Here is a 19,489-nt window from a genome sequence, read left to right as displayed (position 1 = left end):
ATATCGAGGCACCGAAAAGGCTCGATTGCAACAACGAACCGACGTAGAAGACCCGAGCGAAATGCACATTACGCACCGGTTCCTGGTGTCGGCTGTCAGCTGCTAACGTCCAACCCACACAGGTTCGCGCTTCTGCACGAATGCACGGGCACCCTCGATCGCGTCCTGCGATGCGAGTACTGCATCGGCTGCAGGCTTCTGGCGATCGAACATATCCGACTCGGCCCACGTCCTTCCGTGCAATATCAGGTTCTTGCTGGTCGCGACCGACATCGGCGCACCCGATGCGACAATACGCGCAACGTCGAGCGCCGCGGGAAGCGCCCCTCCGACATCTACCAGCCGATTCAAAAGTCCCGCTTCCCATGCCTCTTCTGCAGTCAGGTTGCGCCCCGTGAGCGCGAGCTCCATCGCAAGATTCCGAGCGATAAGGCGTGGCAAACGCAACAGCCCCCCCGCAGCCGCGATCAATCCACGCCGAACTTCTGGCAGGCCAAACTGCGCATTACGCGAAGCAACCAGCATGTCGCAGGACAACACGATTTCGAAGCCGCCCGCGAGGGCGTAGCCTTCGACCGCAGCAATGAGGGGCTTGGTCGGAAGCTTTTCTACCAGTCCGGCAAACCCTCCTTCCTCCAGGAACGGCCGCTCGCCCTGAGCGAACGCCTTCAAGTCCATCCCGGCGCAGAAATTTCCCCCCGCTCCTGTAATGACCCCCACCCTCAAATCCGACCGATGGTCCAGTTCCCGGATCGCAGCCGAGAGCTCTTTCGACATTTCAGTGTTGACTGCGTTCAAAACCTTTGGCCTGGACAGTGTAATGATCAAAACCGGACCGTCGATATCCAGCCTGACCGCGGCATTGGCTTCGCTCATGCCACCCCCGCTTTGGAGGCCGCGAGACGATTGATCGTGGCACCCTGCTGTGCAAGCTCCACGAGAAGTTTCGCCGGTGTCCAATATCCGAAGCGATTTCCTAATGTGCGTTGATAGTGCTGGATACGATCAAGCACGTTAGGCAGGCCCCATGCGTTTGCCATCCACATCGGACCACCACGGTGAGCCGGGAACCCGTAGCCCGCGGTCCAGACCACGTCAATGTCACCCGGGCGCATTGCAATTTCCTCTTCCAGGATCCTGAACCCCTCGTTTATCAGTGGCAGCATCAGGCGCTCACAGATTTCCCCATCGCTGATTGTGCGCCCACGGCGGATATCGAACTCATTTGCCAATATCTCACATACGTCAGAAGTGAGCGGTTCGGGCTCACGAGCGCGCCCCACATAGCGGTAGTAGCCGCTGCCTGTCTTCTGCCCCCAACGCCCGTCGCGAAAGAGCTGCTGGCAAACAACCCTATAGGATGGGTCCGGCGGGAGCCCGCCTTGTTTGCCCAGTTCGATCAGCGTCTTCGCACCAACATCAATGCCCGCCAGGTCAAGCATGCGACACGGCCCCATTGCCATGCCAAGCCGCAAAACATCTTGCACCGCGTCGTCGATCTGTTGCGGCGTGGCGCCTTCCAAAAGCAGGAACTCGGCTTCACGCATGTAGGGCTCTGCCATGCGGTTACCAACGAATCCGTAGCAGACACCGCTAACCACCGGTACCTTTCCGAGCCGCCCGGCAAGCGCCACGGTGGTGGCGAGTACGTCAGGCGATGTGCGGGCACCCCGTACTACCTCTAGCAGCCGCATGACATGTGCGGGACTGAAGAAGTGCAATCCAACGACGTCAGACGCTCTTCCGCTTGCCAGTGCGATCGCGTCGACATCAAGTGTGGAAGTATTTGTGGCGAGGATCGCCCCTTGCCTGCAGATGCGGCCCAGCCGCCGCATGAGCGATTGCTTGAGCTCAAGATCCTCGAACACGGCCTCAATGACAAGATCGCAGTCCGCCAGATCGCCCTCTTGCAACGTGCCCTCCAAACACTCAAGGCGTCGGCGGGCGGTCGTTTCATCGAGCCGACCTTTCTTTACGCCGGAATTGTAGGTGGCGCGAATGTTTGCGAGACCCTTGTCCAGCAATTCCTGTCGTGTTTCGAGGAGGACTGTTGGTATGCCGATGTTCATGAAGTTCATCGCAATGCCGGCTCCCATGGTACCGGCCCCAACCACTCCTATCTTGCGGAGCACCCTCTGGTCGGTGCCTGCTCCAATTCCTGGAACCTGCCGCGCCTCACGCTCGGCAAAGAACACATGTCGCATCGCGGTAGACTGCTTCGACCTGCGGCATTGGTCGAAGCGCAACGCCTCGAGTTGCTCCCCGACATCGAAGCTATCTTCCACCGCCACCTGGACGCACTCAACGATCGCGCGCGCGGCGGGAACCGGGGACTTCTCCGCTTCTGCCAGTTTTTTTGTGAAGTAGTCGCGCGGAAGACCTTCCGCCTTGACCGGGAGAGCCCGCGTAGGGCGAGCGCCCGCGCCCCTGGAAAGCTGCGCTTCCGCAAACCGCACGCCGGATTCCAGAGCGTTGGGATGTACCTCGTCAATCAAATCGATCAGGCCGCTCTTGAATGCCGCCCTCGCGTCGATAGCTTGACCGCTTAACATCATCGAGATAGCGTCCTGAGCCGGAATAAGCCGGGGCAACCTCTGAGTTCCCAAAGAGCCAGGGAGCACACCGATCTTGATCTCCGGCAGGCCCAAACGGGTATCGACCAGCGCGACTCTGTAGTGACACGCCAGCGCAAGCTCGAGTCCCCCGCCCAGTACATTGCCATGCAGGGCACAGAACACAGGCCGATCACAGGACTCCAGGCGGGCAAGGATGTGGTTATAAGGTGCGGACGTGAACTCCGCCGAATCCAGCGCGTGCAGGTCGCCGCCTACGACAAATGTCCGCCCCGCGCAACAGACAACAAGTGCCCGAAGTGATCGGTCGCGCTCGAAGGCATCCAAGGCATCGGCAAGTCCAGCGATGACCTGCCCGGTGAGCACATTCAAGGGCGGAGAATCGATCAGCACCACGCCTAGTGTTTCGCGCGCCTCAAAACGTACGACGTCGGACGGCCTTTTTTGGGTTGAGTTCATCGCAATTCCCTCCGCAGGATCTTGCCAGTTACCGTCTTCGGCAGATCGGAGATGACCTCGACGATACGAGGATACTTGTAAGCCGCCATGCGCTCCTTGCAGTAGGCGATGAGTTCCTCCGGTTCAAGGGAGAATCCGGGTTTCAGGCTGACGACGGCCTTCACCGTCTCGCCCCGGTACGGGTCCTGCGCACCGACCACAGCCACCTCCCGGATCGCCGGATGTCCGTAGATGACATCCTCGACTTCTTTCGGCCATACCTTGTAACCGGAAGCGATGATCACATCCTTCTTTCTGTCAACAACGAAGACCCAGCCATTCGAATCCATATACCCGACATCACCGGTGCAGAGCCAGCCGCCACGGAAGGTCTCGCCCGTCTCCTGTTCGCGTTGCCAATAGCCCGAGACGATTTGGGGACCCCTGATCCGTATCTCACCAACCTCTTCATGGGGCACAGGGTCACCGTCATCTCCGACGATGCATACGTCTGTGTCCCAAACGGGAACGCCTATAGAGATCGAACCAAGCGCACCGATGGGAGCGGTCGCCGTCGGCGGAATCCCGATTGCCAGCGAGGTGCTCTCGGTTAGGCCGTAACAGTTCCTGATCCTCTGACCGAATTTGCGCTCGAAGTCGTCTACCACTGTCGCTGGCACAGGCGCCCCACCGGTGTACACATTCGTTAGCGACGCCAGGTGCTCGCGGGTGATGTCTGGATGGTTCAGCATTGCGATGAAGGCAGTGATAGCCCCGACGACAAACCGCGCGCTCCACTCCGTGGCTGCATCGGCCGCCACTTGCGGATGAAAGCGCATACAAAGAATGACCGGAGAGGCTGCGGCCCAGCACAGGCCAAGATGCGCCATCAGCCCCGTGATGTGGAACAGCGGCGCCATACCGAGCACGGGAGCTCCATCCGGCAAGCTGATCCAGCGATGCCAGATTTCCGCACCGTACGCGAAGTTCAAATGCGAGACGACGGCGGCCTTCGGCACACCCGTCGTGCCGGAGGTGTAGACCAGCATTGCGCTCGACTCTGGCGAAACACCCACTGAATGGAGGGCATGCCCCGAACAAGCCAGCACGCTTTTGAGATTCAGCGTGCCTTCACAGCAATCAATTCCGCCCTCAGTAAAAATCCTTTCGTCGTTGCGCGCCTGAAAATCGCGTGCCGACGTCGTCACAGTAGTGACATCGGGGAAGCTCCGAAGCACTTCGCAAGCTGTCTCCTCGAAAAGCTCCGGATGCAGAACCAGCACCTTCGATCCCGAATCAGCAAGCAGGAGCGATAGCTCCCGGGAGCGATTCATCGGGTTGATACTGACGCCGACTGCGCCCACCTTCCATGCGCCCAGAAGACAGATGAGAAACTGCGGGACGTTTTGCAGGTACAGCGCTACGCGATCACCCACGCCCACTCCGCGCGAGTGCAGCCACGCCGCAAACTTTCCCGAGAGCTCGTCGAGCTCCCCGTAGCTGATCGTCGCGTCGAAATAGTGAATGGCTGCGCCGCCGGAGTTCCTTCGAACTGCCTCGCGGAAAATGGCCAGGCCGTTGTCCTTCCGCAGCGCGAATTGTGCTTCCGGATCGCTGTAGTATCGCGTCCAGATACGACGGGAGATTGACTTCTCATTTCGCATCACATGGCAACCTCAAAAAGAGCTGCAGCACCCATGCCACCACCCACGCACATCGATACGACTACATACCGGACCTTTCGTCGCCGTCCTTCGAGCAACGCGTGTCCGACGAGCCGTGCACCGGTCATGCCGTAGGGATGCCCGACGGAAATGCCTCCGCCGTGAACGTTGTAGCTGAGCGGGTCAATACCAAGCCGGTCGCGGCAGTAGAGAGCCTGGCACGCAAACGCCTCGTTCAATTCCCACAGGCCCACGTCCTGAACTCGCAGACCGTGATGGGCCAGAAGTTTCGGGATGGCATAGACTGGGCCAATGCCCATTTCCTCCGGCGCACAACCAGCCACGGCCATGCCAAGGTAGGTACCGAGAATGTCTAGTCCACGCCTCTCCGCGAGCTGGCTGTCCATCAAGACGCACGCGGACGCCCCATCTGAGAGCTGACTTGCATTGCCCGCCGTCACCCGCCCTCCCTCCAGAACCGGTTGCAATTTCTGGAGATTGTCCAACGTCGTGTCGGGTCGATTGCCCTCATCGCGCGCAAGTTCGACCTCCTTGAATGAGATCGTCTGAGTAGCGTTGTCGACCACCTTCATCGTTGTGCGGATGGGAACGATCTCATCGTCAAACACGCCGGCCCGTTGCGCCGCCGCCGTTCGCAACTGCGATTCGAGTGCGTACTCGTCTTGCGCGATCCGGCTGAGGCCGTACTTTTCCGACACGAATTCTGCGGTCTGCAACATCGGCATGTAGGCATGCGCGGCAGAAGCGACGACTGCGGGATCCTGCTCGTCCGCTGTCCAAGCCATGTACCGCTCCTGCAAGGCGGAAATGTTCTCCTGACCGCCTGCGACAACGATTTGCATTCCATCAACCATGATCTGCTTGGCGGCAGTCGCGATCGCCATCAAACCTGACGAGCACTGGCGGTCAAGAGTTTGACCGGACACGGTCTCAGGTAGGCCTGCGGCCAGTGCCGCAAAACGTGCCAGATTCCCTCCTGCCGTTCCTGCACCAAGCACGGTGCCTACAACAACGTCGTCAACTTCGGATCCCTCAGCTGATGCTCGCCGCACCGCGTGACGGATGGCATGCCCCATCAGGGTTGGAGATTTCGTGCAATTCAGCGACCCGCGGAACGCTTTGCCGATGGGCGTTCGCGCCGTCGAAACAATGACCGCTCTTCGCAATTTCGTTCCCCTATAGCACTTTTGGCAGGTCTCACTGTAAATCCAATACCAAGCAAATGCTTGTTTAAACATGCCGTGAAACGCCCGAGCATCGCTAGGGGAAACACTACTGATCGAAGCAGGACAACCTAGCATATGCTTGGTTTTATGCCTTACATCACATCGCACACAGCCAAGGACACGTCACCGGGTCGCGCACAGCGCAAGGCGACCGCACGCTGGCAGCCCACGCACTGCAAGTGCGGCCCAGCATTGCTTGTGGCTTCTGCAGAAATGTTGCTCTTGCGCAGCATGCCAATTGCCGACGCCGTTCACGGCTTGGGGGCTGCCGTCGTCTATGTGTCTGAATCAGACTGTGGATTCTGCATCCAGGTGGGCGAAGAACATTGGCAAAACTGCTGCGTCACGGTTGTGCCCGACCACACCCCTCACCGCTTCGAGGTCGGCGACAGTAAAGGTGAAGTGCACATGGTCCTGCTCGAGCCTGAAGTATTCGACCTCCAAAAGGAGTTGCCGAACATAGCCGGACAGCCTCAATTGGACCTGCTAAGGCAGCGGGTGCTGCATCTCGTTAGAGATTTGCAGCAGACCGCTGCTCCGCAGAGGCTCAGCGCTCTCGATGCCGAGTGGAAGATCTTCGGCGCGACTCTCACCCGTCGCGACCTCGATCCGCGGATCGAACGCGTGCTGGATAGAATTCGTGAGGAACCGTCCGCGCAAGACAGCGCAATTGATCTCGCCGGCATCGTCAATGTTTCACTTTCGCGCTTGCTACACCTGTTCAAATCGGAAGTCGGTATCCCGCTTCGCAAACTGCGCGCATGGAAGCGTGTTAGAAACTTCCTCGAGAGTTTAGACGCAGACGAATCCATCACCGAGCTGGCGCTCGAGACCGGCCATGCGGACCTGACACACTTAAGCCACTCAGTGCGTCGTTTCTGCGGCATTACACCCAGAGACTTGATGTGCGCGAATACAGCGGACATCACTTGCAACAGCGAAACCAAATGAAGATGACTGATATGTCGGTTCCAGCGAGAAGACGTGCGCGCCGCTCCAACGAAGAAGTGCCGCGCGACAAAATCCTCCGTGCCGCCGCGGCGCTATTCCGCTCGCGGGGATACAAAGGTACAACGGTGAGGGACATTGCCGATTCCGTCGGCCTTTTGTCTGGAAGTCTCTTTCATCATTTCGCGTCGAAGGAAGAAATGCTTGTCGAGATCATGCGAGAAGCGTTTCTCACCGTTTCTATTGGATTCGACAAAGTCCTTGCGGCAGATCAGGACCCATATCGTCAGTTACGTGAGTTGATTCGTCTGGAATTGGATGCAGTCATTCATGATGAGCGGAAGGACTTTCATATGGTTCTCTATTTCGATTGGCGCGATGCCCCGCCGTCTGCGTTGCAGGAGCTGAAGCGATATCGGGCACGCTACCGCGACAGCTGGATTCGGACTCTTCACGCCTGTCACGAATCTGGCCTGCTGCGTTGCGACCCTGTGATCGCTGAACAGGTTATCTTCGGATCGCTGCGGCATGCCATGACCTGGCTTAAACCAGGCGGAAAATATACGACTGAGGACTTTGGCGATGCACTGGTCCGGCTCGTTCTGGAAGAACAATAGTGGTCTTGGATGGCACAGTCCGGCTAGTTCGTCGATACGCAAGACGCGACCCACAGTTACGCACGTGCCTGTGCCACCACTCACATTCGACTCGCAGCCCCGACGGGATCATCCGACATGCATCGCACGGGTCTCCAGTGAAACGATTCGCGTTGGGCATCTTTTCCGCTTCGCGGAGAATCCGGGAATGGACAGCGAAGGGCCGCAGGCAGGCGGCGCTGCCTGTTCCAATCGTACAGAATGCCACGTTGCGGCGGTCTGTTTCGACAAATTGTATCGAAGGCCGCAAAGACTTCGCAGCAGGTTCGTGAAGTTGGCCGAGTAGACAGTACTCACTTTGGTGAAATGGAGTTGCCCTTCTGTGCAGCCGCGAATTCAGGCATCACGGATGTACTCACAGACGCGGCAAGCATCGTTGTAACGACAACATCGCAGAGAGGATACCAGTGACCACGCCAAAAGAAGCAGCCGCAGTTCTTTCCCAGCCCATCAATATCAACAGGCTCACCCTCAAGAACCGTCTGGTCATGGGACCTATGGCGGCAACCGGCGCATCCAGAGAGGGTAAGCCGACAGCACAGACCATCGCCTTTTTCAAGGCCCGGGCCCGGGGCGGCGTTGGAATGATCATCGTCAGTTGCAGCGGTGCGGCGCGCGCCATCGCGGAAACTCCCTTTGCGGGCGGCATCAGAGCCGACATCGAGGAATTCTTCCCTGACCTTGCAAAACTTGCCACGGCGGTCCATGCGCACGGCACTCCGATCATCGGCGAGATATCGCCTAGTATGGGCCGGATGGGACGACCAGGTCCCGGACGCGACGTAATCTCCGCAAGCCCGATCAACGTTGTTATGCGCGGCGCTGTATTGGGCATGCCCATCCCCGGGGGCGAGATGGCGACACCCGTACCGAGAGAAGCGACCGTCGCAGAGATCGAGGGCCTTCAGACCGAGATGGTCGCTACCGCTGACCGGCTTCACCGCGCTGGTTGGGACGGCGTCGAAATCCCGGCAATCATGAGCTATTTCCTCGCGTCCTTCGTGTCGCCGCGGACGAATTGGCGGACGGACCAGTATGGCGGTTCTGTTGAAAATCGCGCGCGCATGCTCGTAGACATTGTGAAGGGGATTCGTGAGCGCGTAGGCCCCCACTTCGTCATCGGCCTGCGTATCACAGCCAACGACTACATGCCGGACGGGCAAGGACCCGAGGGCTTTGTCGCCATCGCGAAGGAAGTGGAAAAGGCAGGCATCGACTATGTTGCGCTCGTGTACGGTTGCTATGAATCTATGAATCGGATGCCGGACCGAGACGGCGAGAACCTGGTTGACAATGGTGACGCGCGTGTGTTCAAGCGTGAGCTGTCGGTGCCGGTGATGCTCAGCACGCTCCACGACCCGTTACGAGCGGCGCGAGCCATCGCCGACGGGCATGGCGATCTGGTCCTGGAAGCTCGCCAGATGCTCGCCGATCCTGACTATGCGCAGAAAGCCATCGAAGGACGGACCAACGACATCGTCCGTTGCGATCGCGACATGCTGTGCGCGCGGCGCATGGCTTTGGCCATGCCGGTGCGTTGTTCGGTGAATCCAAGAATGGGCCGTGAAAGTCGTAAGCCTGGGGAACTGGCGCCGCTGAACCGGCTTGTGAAAGCGCCAATAGAGCCGATCATCCTCAGACTAACGCGTTCGCCCTTGTTCATGGGGCTTGTTGGGCGGTTCATGAAAAAACCGAAGGGGGATAAACACCTCGACTGATCAGAAATCTCGAAGCTGACGAACATCGAGATTGCGCACATAGGGCCGCAACTCAATGGTTGGCGGAGCCGCATAGCTACCAGATACGAGCAGATTTACCCCATCCTTATTGAGCGGAAGATCGGCAACGCCTGCATCGCCTTACTATTCGGTGGCAGCAGCCCGCAGGGGCCAAGGCGTTGCCTCGGCGGTCTCCTGCTGGATCCGGATTACTTTACAGTTGTTGAGGTTGATTAATTCTGCTAGTAGGACGACTAATTGCGCTAGCAGGCTCCGCCATTGCCGTTCGGCCGCATTTATGCGATGGCGGCTGACCGATTTGATCACCCTGCATGTTGCCCGCCTGGCGCAACAACGATGGCGGACCGTTTCGAGAGGATCGCCATGTTCGCCGCAGTCCTGGATGGCTGGGTTAAGCCAAGCCCACTTCCAGTACGGCGCGTTGACATCAATCGGGTTAATCACGAGGCATCGGAAAGCGGGGCTCCATTGCCGCCGTTTTACTTCGTCCCTCGAACATCATTTATCTTGCTCAATGCCCCATCGACTTACGCGTGCTCGCACTCACCAGCGTGCGGTCGCCTTGCGCTGTGCGCGACCCGGTGACGTGTCCTTGGCTGTCTGCGATGTGATGTAAGGCATGAGACCAAGCATATGCTAGGTTGTCATGCTTCGATCAGTAGTGTTTCCCCTAGCGGTGCGCAGGCATTTCACGGCATGTTTAAACAAGCATTTGCTTGGTGTTCGATTTACAGTGAGGCCTGCTAAAAGTGCTATAGGGGAACGAAATTGCGAAGAGCGGTCATTGTTTCGACGGCGCGAACGCCCATCGGCAAAGCGTTCCGCGGGTCGCTGAATTGCACGAAATCTCCAACCCTGATGGGGCATGCCATCCGTCACGCGGTGCGGCGAGCATCAGCTGAGGGATCCGAAGTTGACGACGTTGTTGTAGGCACCGTGCTTGGTGCAGGAACGGCAGGAGGGAATCTGGCACGTTTTGCGGCACTGGCCGCAGGCCTACCTGAGACCGTGTCCGGTCAAACTCTTGACCGCCAGTGCTCGTCAGGTTTGATGGCGATCGCGACTGCCGCCAAGCAGATCATGGTTGATGGAATGCAAATCGTTGTCGCAGGCGGTCAGGAGAACATTTCCGCCTTGCAGGAGCGGTACATGGCTTGGACAGCGGACGAGCAGGATCCCGCAGTCGTCGCTTCTGCCGCGCATGCCTACATGCCGATGTTGCAGACCGCAGAATTCGTGTCGGAAAAGTACGGCCTCAGCCGGATCGCGCAAGACGAGTACGCACTCGAATCGCAGTTGCGAACGGCGGCGGCGCAACGGGCCGGCGTGTTTGACGATGAGATCGTTCCCATCCGCACAACGATGAAGGTGGTCGACAACGCTACTCAGACGATCTCATTCAAGGAGGTCGAACTTGCGCGCGATGAGGGCAATCGACCCGACACGACGTTGGACAATCTCCAGAAATTGCAACCGGTTCTGGAGGGAGGGCGGGTGACGGCGGGCAATGCAAGTCAGCTCTCAGATGGGGCGTCCGCGTGCGTCTTGATGGACAGCCAGCTCGCGGAGAGGCGTGGACTAGACATTCTCGGTACCTACCTTGGCATGGCCGTGGCTGGTTGTGCGCCGGAGGAAATGGGCATTGGCCCAGTCTATGCCATCCCGAAACTTCTGGCCCATCACGGTCTGCGAGTTCAGGACGTGGGCCTGTGGGAATTGAACGAGGCGTTTGCGTGCCAGGCTCTCTACTGCCGCGACCGGCTTGGTATTGACCCGCTCAGCTACAACGTTCACGGCGGAGGCATTTCCGTCGGGCATCCCTACGGCATGACCGGTGCACGGCTCGTCGGACACGCGTTGCTCGAAGGACGGCGACGAAAGGTCCGGTATGTAGTCGTATCGATGACCTCGGGCGGCGGCAGGGCTATCGAAGACGCCGTGGTGCTGGCCGAGTGCCTGGCCGCCCCGGGCAAGGCCGCGCAGGCGCTGGAGGCCTACAGCAGCCGCCGCATTCCGCGCGTCAAACGCGTCTGGGAGGCGTCGTTCCAGATTTCCCGATGGGAACGCGAAGACCCGGTCGGCAACGCGCAAAGAACCGCCGCGTTGCTGCTGGACTGCTACAAATTCCTCGGCGAGCCAATTTAGGATTCCTACCAGACAGCCCCCCCCCAACACAACACAACACAACACAACACGACGCGCGAGAGGAGACAAAGGTGGAACACTGCAAGAAACCCAATCATCGCTTGGGCATGCTCGCATTGGCGGCGGCGGCCTGCGCCACTCCCCAGGCGCATGCTTTCAATATCGGCACGGGCAATGACGATCTTTCCGTCCGCTGGGACAACACGCTGAAATACAGCAATGCGTTCAGGGTGAATGGTCAGAGCAACTCGCTGCTCACTGGCAACGCCTTCTCCGCCAACACGGATGATGGCGATCGCAACTTCAAACCGGGCCTGATCTCCAACCGCGTGGACTGGCTGAGCGAGCTCGACGTGGTCTATAAGCAGCGCTATGGCTTTCGTGTCAGTGGGGCGGCCTGGTACGACAGCGTCTACAACACATATAACGACAACAACTCTCCGGGTACCGCCAACCGCTTCTCCGGCGCCTATAACACCTTCAACCCCACGACCCGCACCCTCGAGGGCCGCGATGCTGAGCTGTTGGATGCCTTCATGTTCGGCGGATTCGACATCGGCAGCACGCGTCTGAACGTGCGAGCCGGCCAGCACTCGGTGCTGTGGGGCGAAAGTCTGTTCTTCGGCAGCAACGCCATCGCCGGCGCCATGGCCCCCTCGGACGTCGTCAAGCTGGCCTCCGTGCCCAGCACACAGTTCAAGGAAGCCATACTGCCGGTACCGCAACTGTCGGCGCAATGGCAACTGACCCCCGCCGTTTCGGTGGGCGCCTTCTACCAGTTCACCTGGGAGGCCAACCGCCTGCCCCCAGCCGGCAGCTATTTCTCCGGCCTGGATTTCGAGCCCGCAGGCGGCGAAGGCCTGTACATCCCCGGCGATCCCAACCCTTTGTTTCGGGGCCGGAACCAGGACGCGAAAAACAGTGGCCAGGGCGGTCTGGAACTGCGCTTCTCGGCGCTTGATACCGACTTCGGCCTGTACGCTGTACGCTTCAACGACAAGAACCCGCAGGTAGTCACTGACATCGGGGCCGCCGGCGTGCCGACCAACTACCACCTGGTCTACCAGGAGGGCATCACCGCTTTGGGCGCCAGCGCCTCGCACACCTTCGGCGACATCCAGCTGGCAATCGAGGCATCGATCCGCAACAACCAGGATCTGGCCTCCCCCCGCGCCAGTGACGTGTCGGCGCTGACCGGCACGGCGGCCAACAACAACAGCGGCAATCCCGCCTATGCCGTGGGACGCACCGCCCACATGAACGCCAGCACGCTCTGGACCCTGCCTTCGTCGCCCTTGGCCCGCGAAGCCTCGCTGACCGCCGAAGTCATGTGGAACCGCGTGCTGTCGGTGCAGAAGAACCCCCAGGCGCTCGATCCCAACTCCACGCGCGACGCCTGGGCATTCCGCATGGTGCTGGAGCCGACCTACCGCCAGGTGCTGCCGGGCCTGGACATCAGCGTGCCCCTCGGCATCGGCTGGAGTCCCGCCGGCTCACGTTCGCAAGCCCTGGGCCCCTCGCTGCCCGCAACAAACGGCGGCGACATGAGCATCGGCGTGAAGGGCACCTACCTCGACCAGTGGTACTTCAGTTTGGCCTACACGCACTTCTACGGCCCAAGTGCTCCGATATTAGCCGGCGCCCCCGCGAGCCTCACCTACGGGCAGTACATGAAAGATCGTGACTTCGTCGCGCTGTCCGTAAGCACTACTTTCTGATCCAAAGGCAAGAGAGGAGCAATTCATGAAATTCCAGACACTCGCCCGCGCCGCCACGGTGCTTTCCGCCCTGGCCGTAATGGCCTCCACCCACGCCGCCGTTACTGCCGACGAAGCCGCCCACCTGAAAAGCGACCTGACACCGTTCGGCGCCGAAAAGGCCGGCAACAAGGAAGGCACCATTCCCGCCTGGACCGGCGGCCTGATAACGCCCACTCCCGGCTTCAAGAACGGCGGCCGCCGCCCTGACCCCTTCGCCAATGAAAAGCCCATACTGCAGATCACGGCGAAGAACATGGATCAGTATGCCGACAAGCTGGCCGAGGGCGTCAAGGCGCTGCTGAAGAAGTACCCCGACACCTATCGCCTCGACGTCTACCCGACACACCGCTCGGCCGCCGCGCCGCAATACGTCTACGACAATACCTTCCAGAACGCCACGCGCGCCACGCTGGTCGAATCCAGCTCGGGGGCAATGTCCAAGGGTGCCATTGGCGGCATTCCCTTCCCTATCCCCAAGAATGGGGCGGAAGTCATGCTCAATCACAAACTGCACTGGGGCGGCGAGTCCTTTGTCGAGAGCGCGCACAACTGGCAGGTCACGGCCGACGGCAAGGCCGTGCTGCTTTCGGACGTCACCGAGCAAAGCAACTCGCCCTATTACTTCAAGGACGGATCTTCCGACAATCTCCGCGACGATTACTCGATGGTCCGCGTCGACACCCACGGCCCGGCCATCCGCGCAGGCGAAGCGATCGTCGGCCACCAGACCATCGACGAATCCCACACCAACACGTGGGTGTACTTGGTAGGCCAGCGACGCGTGCGCAAGCTGCCCAACGCCTGCTGCGACACGCCGACCCCAGCCGCCGCGGGCGTTATGTCGTTCGACGAGATCCAAACCTTCGCCAGTCGCATGGATCGCTTCGACTGGAAACTGATCGGCAAGAAGGAGATGTACATCCCTTACAACTGCAACCGTTGGCTGGCGGCCACCAAGGACAGCGACATCCTCGGCCCGCATCACCTCAACCCCGATTACATCCGCTGGGAACTGCACCGCGTCTGGGTGGTGGAAGCCACACTGAAACCGGGCGAGCGCCACACCTCGAAGAAATCGCTCTACTACGTCGATGAGGACTCCTGGCTGGCTGTGCTGGCCGACCGCTACGACGCCAACGACAAGCTCTGGCGCATGACTTACTCGATCCCGGTCGCCATGCCCGACGTCCCCGGCGAGATCCCCTTCGGCTTCGGCGCCTACGACCTGTCAGCCGGCAGCTATGACGCCATGGGACTCGGCGCCGAGGAGAAGATGCAATACAAGATCAACGCGACCCCCTATCCGGAATCGTTCTTCGCACCCGAAAACATGGCTGGCGAAAGCGTGCGCTAACCCTCACATCAACATGAGTATGGCTTTGTTCGGAAGGGGCGCGATTGTTATAAAACCGTAAGATCAAGGGGCGCGTGGATCAAAGCGGATGCCGTACAAAGCCAGACTCAAAGCAGGTCAGGAGCGTAAGCGCGAGAAGCCCGGCTACCGGTGGTAACGAACTGTCGTGAATATAACCAGAGCCTGAAGAAACGCGGGAAAATCAGCCTCTATTTTCCCGAGGGCGATCTCAAGGCGCAGTTCATCAACGCGCCGGTGTATGTGCGCGGGGTCTCCGGACGACTGCCGTCGTACACCGCGGCTTACGTTGAACTGATCTAGTGCGACACGTGTCGCCGTCTGCCGCGCGCCAAGCGGCATGTAGCAGGCGGTAAAGCTCGTTTTTGCCTTGTCACGCACGGCGAAATTTAAACGGATCGTCGCGCCGTGATCTGCTGTACGACCAGCAGTTGCCTATCTGGCATGCGTAACTGGTAACGGTTGGGTATGAAGCTTCAGAGACAACGCGCCCCTCGACTGAGGCGAATCAACGATGTGACGTTTCCGAAGGGCTTGCGTTGCAATGGCAAGACCGGCGTCAATACGGCGCTTAATGCTGCGCTCGAGCTGTATGCAGGGAATCTTGCACGTACAGTTCTTCGGGGGCCCCGCTGCCGAGAGGTAGTGGGGCTACCTGGGGGATGCGGCAAATTACCGGCAAGCGATGCATCGGCTCGACCTTGCTGACACGAAAAATCGGGTCGCAGGAACGCGAGGGCGTGAGTATCGCGAACATTCTTAACCGGTGGAACTCGTTTGCCAGGCCCATTCCTTTCAAAAATGGATAGTTGCGTCCGTAGTATGGAGACCCGGACCCTTCCGAACAAAGCCGGAACGATCCATGTGTTTGACGTGTGCACGGTACATCTGCGTCCTAATACGGATCGTATCGGTTGTATATAACCAAGAGCCAGCAGGCAGGAGACAATGTCATGCTTTATCACCCCACCCGGTGGCACGCGCGAGCTCTGCTTGCCGCCTGCATCGGTGCATTCGGCGTGGGCACAGCCTGGTCCGCCGCGCCCGTCGGTCCCGCGCGGGATCGCCCTGCCGTCATCTCGCAGCGGGCAGCGCAATCGGTACTACTCGGTATCGAGCAGGCGGGCAAGCGTCTGATTGCAGTGGGCGAGCGCGGCATCGTGGTGGTATCGGACGACAATGCCGCTACATGGCGCCAGGTCTCGGCGCCCGTCAGCGTGACACTGACGGCAATTCGCTTCGCCGATGACAAACATGGCTATGCGGTCGGCCACAGCGGCACCGTGCTCGCCACCGTCGATGGCGGCGAGACCTGGACACGCGTGCTCGACGGCCGTCAGGCCGCGCAGATTTCCCTTGCTGCCGCCCAGGCCAATGGCAATGCTACGGCCCTCCACGACGCCGAGCGCCTTGTGGCCGACGGCCCCGACAAGCCCCTGCTCGACCTGCTGGTGCTCGACGCACGGCGCGTGATCGTCGTCGGCGCCTACGGCATGGCCTACTACACCACGGACGGCGGGCAGAAGTGGAGCTCCTGGGCGGATCGCCTGGACAACCCTCGTGGCCTGCACCTGTATGCGATCCGGCGTCACGGCGAACGCATTCTCGTGTGCGGCGAACAGGGACTGGTGCGGCTGTCAGAAGACGGCGGCCAGACCTTCACGGCAATCAAGACCCCCTATAGCGGCAGCTTCTTCACCGCCGAGCTTCCCTCCGACAACGAAATCGTGGTGGCCGGGCTGCGCGGCAACGTGCTGCGCTCGCTCGATGCCGGCGCGAACTGGAAGCAAATCACGACGCCAGACGCCGCATCCATCACAGGCTCGGCCGTGCGCGCCGACGGCTCGCTGGTGCTGGTGGACCAGGCGGGCATGGTGCTCAGTGAAAGCGAAGGCGCTTTCGCTACGCTGAACAGCACCCGGTTGCCATCCCTGACCGGCGTTTTCCCTAGGCGCGACGGTTCGCTGCTCACGCTCAGCGTTCGGGGCGTTCTGTCTGCGCCCAACGGAGGCCAGAAATGAAGTCTGTTCCCGTCATCCACATGGACAAAGTCGGCACCTTCGATCCGCGCTCCGGCTCGCTCGTGGAACGAGCGTTGTTCAACCACCGTCTGGTCGTGGTGGTACTGTGCGCCATCGTCACCGCGCTACTGGGCTGGCAGGCCACCAAGCTGCACCTAAACGCCAGCTTCGAAAAAACCATCCCGTCCCACCACCCCTATATCCAGAACTACCTGCGCTACCAGAACGAACTCTCCGGTCTCGGCAACGCGGTGCGCATCGCCGTGGAGAACCCCAAGGGCACCATCTACGACGCCAACTATCTGCGCGCGCTGCGCGGTCTTTCCGACGAGATCTTCCTGCTGCCCGGCGTCGACCGAATGAAGATGAAATCGCTGTGGACCCCCTCGACCCGCTGGGTCGGCGTGACAGAGGATGGCCTCGAAGGCGGCCCCGTAATACCCGACGGCTACACCGGGACGGCGAAAAACCTGATGGCGCTCGACGCCAACATCGCCCGCTCGGGCGAGATCGGCCAGATCGTTTCCCTCGATTCGCGGTCCACCGTCATCTTCGTGCCGCTACTGGCCCGCACGCCCGACGGCCAGCCGTTCAGCTACGCCGCCTTCTCGGAAAAACTCGACGCCCTGCGTGTGAAATACGAGCAGCAGGGCCTGAAGGTGCACATCACCGGCTTTGCCAAGCTCGTGGGCGACCTCATCAACGGCGTGCGCGCGGTGCTGATGTTCTTCGCGTTGGCGGTCGCGATCGCGGCGGCCATGGTCTTCTGGTACACGCGCTGCATCCGCTCTACCCTGCTGGTCGTTGCGGCTTCGCTGGTCGCCGTGGTGTGGCAGCTCGGCTTGCTGCCAACGCTCGGCTACACGCTCGACCCCTATTCCATCCTCGTACCCTTCCTCGTGTTCGCCATCGGCATGAGCCACGGCGCGCAAAAGATGAATGGCATCATGCAGGACGTCGGGCGCGGCATGGACAAGCTGGTGGCGGCACGCTTCACTTTCCGCCGCCTCTTCTTGGCGGGCTTGACGGCGCTGCTGGCCGACGCGGTGGGCTTCGCCGTGCTGCTGGTCATCGACATCCAGGTCATCCGTGAACTGGCCATCGCCGCCTCGCTCGGCGTGGCCGCGCTGATCTTCACCAACCTGATCCTGCTGCCCATCATGCTGTCCTACACCGGCGTGAGCGCCAAGGCCGCAGCGCGCAGCCTGCGCGCCGAAACCGCCGACGCCGCTGGCGAGGACAAGCACGCGTTATGGGCCTTCCTGGACCACTTCACCCAGCGCAAGTGGGCATCCATCGCGGTAGCCACGGCGGTAGTCATGAGCATCGCGGGCCTGGCCGTTGGCGCCCATCTCAAGATCGGCGACCTCGATCCGGGCGCGCCCGAGCTGCGCGCCGACAGTCGCTACAACCGCGATGTCAGCTTCATGAACCGGAGCTACGGTGCCTCCAGCGACGTGCTCGCGGTCATGATCAAAACGCCGGAAGGCGCCTGCTCCCAATACGACACGCTCAACAAGATCGACGCGCTGGAATGGCAACTGCGCCAACTTGACGGCGTGGAAGACACCAATTCGCTTGCGCTCCTGAACCGCCGCATGCTGGTCGGCCTGACCGAAGGCAATCCAAAGTGGTACGAGTTCCTGCCCAACCAGGACATGCTCAACACCGTCACGGCCGGCGCGCCGCGCGGCCTCTACAACGATAGCTGCGGCCTCCTCACCCTGTACGTCTACCTACGCGACCACAAGGCCGACACGCTGAACCGCGTGGTGGAGCACGTCGAGGCATTCGCCCGCGAGAACAACACAAAGGATGTGCAGTTCCTGCTGGCCGCCGGCGCCGCCGGCATCGAGGCGGCGACCAACATCGCGGTCAAGGACGCCTGGCGCAAGATGCTGTACCTCGTGTATGGCGCGGTGGTGGTGCTGTCCTTCATCACTTTCCGCTCTTGGCGCGCGGTAGCGGTGGCGGTGCTGCCGCTGATGCTGACTTCCGTGCTTGCCGAGGCGCTGATGGTGGCACTGGGCATGGGTGTGAAGGTCGCCACGTTACCGGTGATCGCTCTGGGCGTGGGCATCGGCATCGACTACGCGCTCTACATTCTGTCGGTAACACTGGCGCAGCTGCGCGAGGGCAAGAGCATGTCAGAAGCCTACTATCGCGCCCTGCTCTTCACCGGCAAAGTCGTGATGTTCACCGGCGTCACACTGGCCGTCGGCGTCGTCACCTGGGTTGCCAGCCCGATCAAGTTTCAGGCCGACATGGGTCTGCTGCTGGCCTTCATGTTCCTGTGGAACATGCTTGGCGCGCTGATCCTGCTGCCCGCACTGGCGCACTTCCTTCTGAGACCTGCGCGCGGCGCGTCGTACCGGGAAGCAAAAAACGCATTTTGAATCACATCAACGTAATGTGGTTCGTGGCACTGCCCCTGGCTGTGCTGGCAGGGCAAGCGCCAGGGGCAACCGCCATCCAGGCCAGCCGAAATCCTTCTTCCGACGCGCAGTTCAAAGCATTGGTCGCGGGCGAAGTCGACGCCGTCGTTTCGGCGATAGACAACGTCATCGGCTGGAACCGTCGGCTTGGCCCCAAGGATTTTCGGGTGGTGGCGCAAGTCGAGCCGACCACGCCCCTGGCGCTGGTCGCCGCGCCTGACCGCAAGAGCGTGGCCGACCTGCGCGGCGCCAACCTGCTCGTCGACGCGGTTGACAATGGTTTTGTCATCGCCCTGCAAGCCATGTCGCGCGAAGCTGGCATCGACGAAAACGGCTGCGGTTTTACCCCCGCTGGCGGCGTGACAGAACAATATCAGGCCCTGCTAGACGGCCGTGGCGATGCCACGCTGCTGGGGCAGCCCTTCGCGACACAAGCCGCCGAGGCCGGGGTTGGTGGGTAATCCTCCCGTCCAGTAAGCGGGATCAGAAGT

At 60.6% G+C, this 19,489-nt stretch carries 13 protein-coding genes and 1 pseudogene; 10 read left to right on the top strand and 4 right to left on the bottom strand.

Going from position 1 to position 19,489, the window contains the following annotated elements:
* Positions 1 to 102: 102 nt before the first annotated feature.
* The 4 genes from BJG93_RS35160 to BJG93_RS35145 are packed head-to-tail and all read right to left on the bottom strand — an operon-like array spanning position 103 to position 5,862.
* Positions 103 to 876: a crotonase/enoyl-CoA hydratase family protein gene (locus tag BJG93_RS35160; protein ID WP_027193692.1), complete on the bottom strand. Its 774-nt coding sequence runs from the start codon at positions 874 to 876 to the stop codon at positions 103 to 105.
* Complete coding sequence (locus BJG93_RS35155) at positions 873 to 3,032, bottom strand: 3-hydroxyacyl-CoA dehydrogenase NAD-binding domain-containing protein (RefSeq protein ID WP_027193693.1); 2,160 nt, start codon at positions 3,030 to 3,032, stop codon at positions 873 to 875. Before BJG93_RS35155 ends, BJG93_RS35160 begins: the two co-directional genes overlap by 4 nt.
* Complete coding sequence (locus BJG93_RS35150; protein ID WP_034476897.1) at positions 3,029 to 4,675, bottom strand: class I adenylate-forming enzyme family protein; 1,647 nt, start codon at positions 4,673 to 4,675, stop codon at positions 3,029 to 3,031. Before BJG93_RS35150 ends, BJG93_RS35155 begins: the two co-directional genes overlap by 4 nt.
* Complete coding sequence (locus BJG93_RS35145) at positions 4,675 to 5,862, bottom strand: acetyl-CoA C-acyltransferase (RefSeq protein WP_071336798.1); 1,188 nt, start codon at positions 5,860 to 5,862, stop codon at positions 4,675 to 4,677. The genes BJG93_RS35150 and BJG93_RS35145 overlap by 1 nt, the downstream gene beginning before the upstream one ends.
* 135 nt (positions 5,863 to 5,997) lie before the next feature.
* Between BJG93_RS35145 and BJG93_RS35140 the strand changes: the two genes are divergently transcribed.
* The 10 genes and pseudogenes from BJG93_RS35140 (at position 5,998) to BJG93_RS35095 (ending at position 19,459) form a co-directional block, all read left to right on the top strand.
* Complete coding sequence (locus BJG93_RS35140; RefSeq protein ID WP_051374122.1) at positions 5,998 to 6,873, top strand: helix-turn-helix domain-containing protein; 876 nt, start codon at positions 5,998 to 6,000, stop codon at positions 6,871 to 6,873.
* The gene (locus BJG93_RS35135; RefSeq protein ID WP_071336780.1) at positions 6,870 to 7,487 is read left to right on the top strand and encodes a TetR/AcrR family transcriptional regulator; all 618 of its coding nucleotides are present in this window, start codon (positions 6,870 to 6,872) and stop codon (positions 7,485 to 7,487) included. Before BJG93_RS35140 ends, BJG93_RS35135 begins: the two co-directional genes overlap by 4 nt.
* Positions 7,488 to 7,933: 446 nt before the next feature.
* Entirely contained in the window at positions 7,934 to 9,244 is a 1,311-nt protein-coding gene (locus BJG93_RS35130) for an oxidoreductase (RefSeq protein ID WP_034476900.1), read from the top strand.
* Between the two features lie 789 nt (positions 9,245 to 10,033).
* Positions 10,034 to 11,185: pseudogene (locus tag BJG93_RS35125) on the top strand (acetyl-CoA C-acyltransferase); the annotation flags it as partial.
* Between the two features lie 332 nt (positions 11,186 to 11,517).
* On the top strand, positions 11,518 to 13,128 hold the full coding sequence (locus BJG93_RS35120) for a DUF1302 domain-containing protein (RefSeq protein WP_051374124.1): 1,611 nt from the start codon (positions 11,518 to 11,520) through the stop codon (positions 13,126 to 13,128).
* Between the two features lie 25 nt (positions 13,129 to 13,153).
* A complete protein-coding gene (locus tag BJG93_RS35115) occupies positions 13,154 to 14,524 on the top strand; it encodes a DUF1329 domain-containing protein (protein ID WP_027193697.1) in 1,371 nt (456 codons plus the stop codon).
* Between the two features lie 150 nt (positions 14,525 to 14,674).
* Positions 14,675 to 14,845, top strand: coding sequence for a hypothetical protein (locus BJG93_RS35110; protein WP_154671655.1), 171 nt, complete (start codon positions 14,675 to 14,677; stop codon positions 14,843 to 14,845).
* Between the two features lie 650 nt (positions 14,846 to 15,495).
* On the top strand, positions 15,496 to 16,563 hold the full coding sequence (locus BJG93_RS35105; RefSeq protein ID WP_027193698.1) for a WD40/YVTN/BNR-like repeat-containing protein: 1,068 nt from the start codon (positions 15,496 to 15,498) through the stop codon (positions 16,561 to 16,563).
* Complete coding sequence (locus BJG93_RS35100) at positions 16,560 to 18,959, top strand: efflux RND transporter permease subunit (RefSeq protein WP_034476904.1); 2,400 nt, start codon at positions 16,560 to 16,562, stop codon at positions 18,957 to 18,959. The genes BJG93_RS35105 and BJG93_RS35100 overlap by 4 nt, the downstream gene beginning before the upstream one ends.
* A complete protein-coding gene (locus BJG93_RS35095) occupies positions 18,956 to 19,459 on the top strand; it encodes an ABC transporter substrate-binding protein (protein ID WP_174566146.1) in 504 nt (167 codons plus the stop codon). Before BJG93_RS35100 ends, BJG93_RS35095 begins: the two co-directional genes overlap by 4 nt.
* Positions 19,460 to 19,489 lie beyond the last annotated feature (30 nt).

Origin of the sequence: Paraburkholderia sprentiae WSM5005 (genome assembly GCF_001865575.2) — a bacterium.
GTDB lineage: Bacteria > Pseudomonadota > Gammaproteobacteria > Burkholderiales > Burkholderiaceae > Paraburkholderia > Paraburkholderia sprentiae.
The sequence above is the reverse complement of the archived record's forward strand: the minus strand, read 5'-3'. Positions and strand labels throughout refer to the sequence as shown.

What these genes read in the sequence shown, in the direction of transcription:
- BJG93_RS35115 (WP_027193697.1), top strand. Translation starts at nt 13,154, where the DNA reads ATGAAATTCCAGACACTCGCCCGCGCCGCCACGGTGCTTTCCGCCCTG.
- BJG93_RS35105 (WP_027193698.1), top strand. Translation starts at nt 15,496, where the DNA reads ATGCTTTATCACCCCACCCGGTGGCACGCGCGAGCTCTGCTTGCCGCC.
- BJG93_RS35140 (WP_051374122.1), top strand. Translation starts at nt 5,998, where the DNA reads ATGCTTGGTTTTATGCCTTACATCACATCGCACACAGCCAAGGACACG.
- BJG93_RS35160 (WP_027193692.1), bottom strand. Translation starts at nt 876, where the DNA reads ATGAGCGAAGCCAATGCCGCGGTCAGGCTGGATATCGACGGTCCGGTT.
- BJG93_RS35120 (WP_051374124.1), top strand. Translation starts at nt 11,518, where the DNA reads ATGCTCGCATTGGCGGCGGCGGCCTGCGCCACTCCCCAGGCGCATGCT.
- BJG93_RS35150 (WP_034476897.1), bottom strand. Translation starts at nt 4,675, where the DNA reads ATGCGAAATGAGAAGTCAATCTCCCGTCGTATCTGGACGCGATACTAC.
- BJG93_RS35155 (WP_027193693.1), bottom strand. Translation starts at nt 3,032, where the DNA reads ATGAACTCAACCCAAAAAAGGCCGTCCGACGTCGTACGTTTTGAGGCG.
- BJG93_RS35100 (WP_034476904.1), top strand. Translation starts at nt 16,560, where the DNA reads ATGAAGTCTGTTCCCGTCATCCACATGGACAAAGTCGGCACCTTCGAT.
- BJG93_RS35135 (WP_071336780.1), top strand. Translation starts at nt 6,870, where the DNA reads ATGAAGATGACTGATATGTCGGTTCCAGCGAGAAGACGTGCGCGCCGC.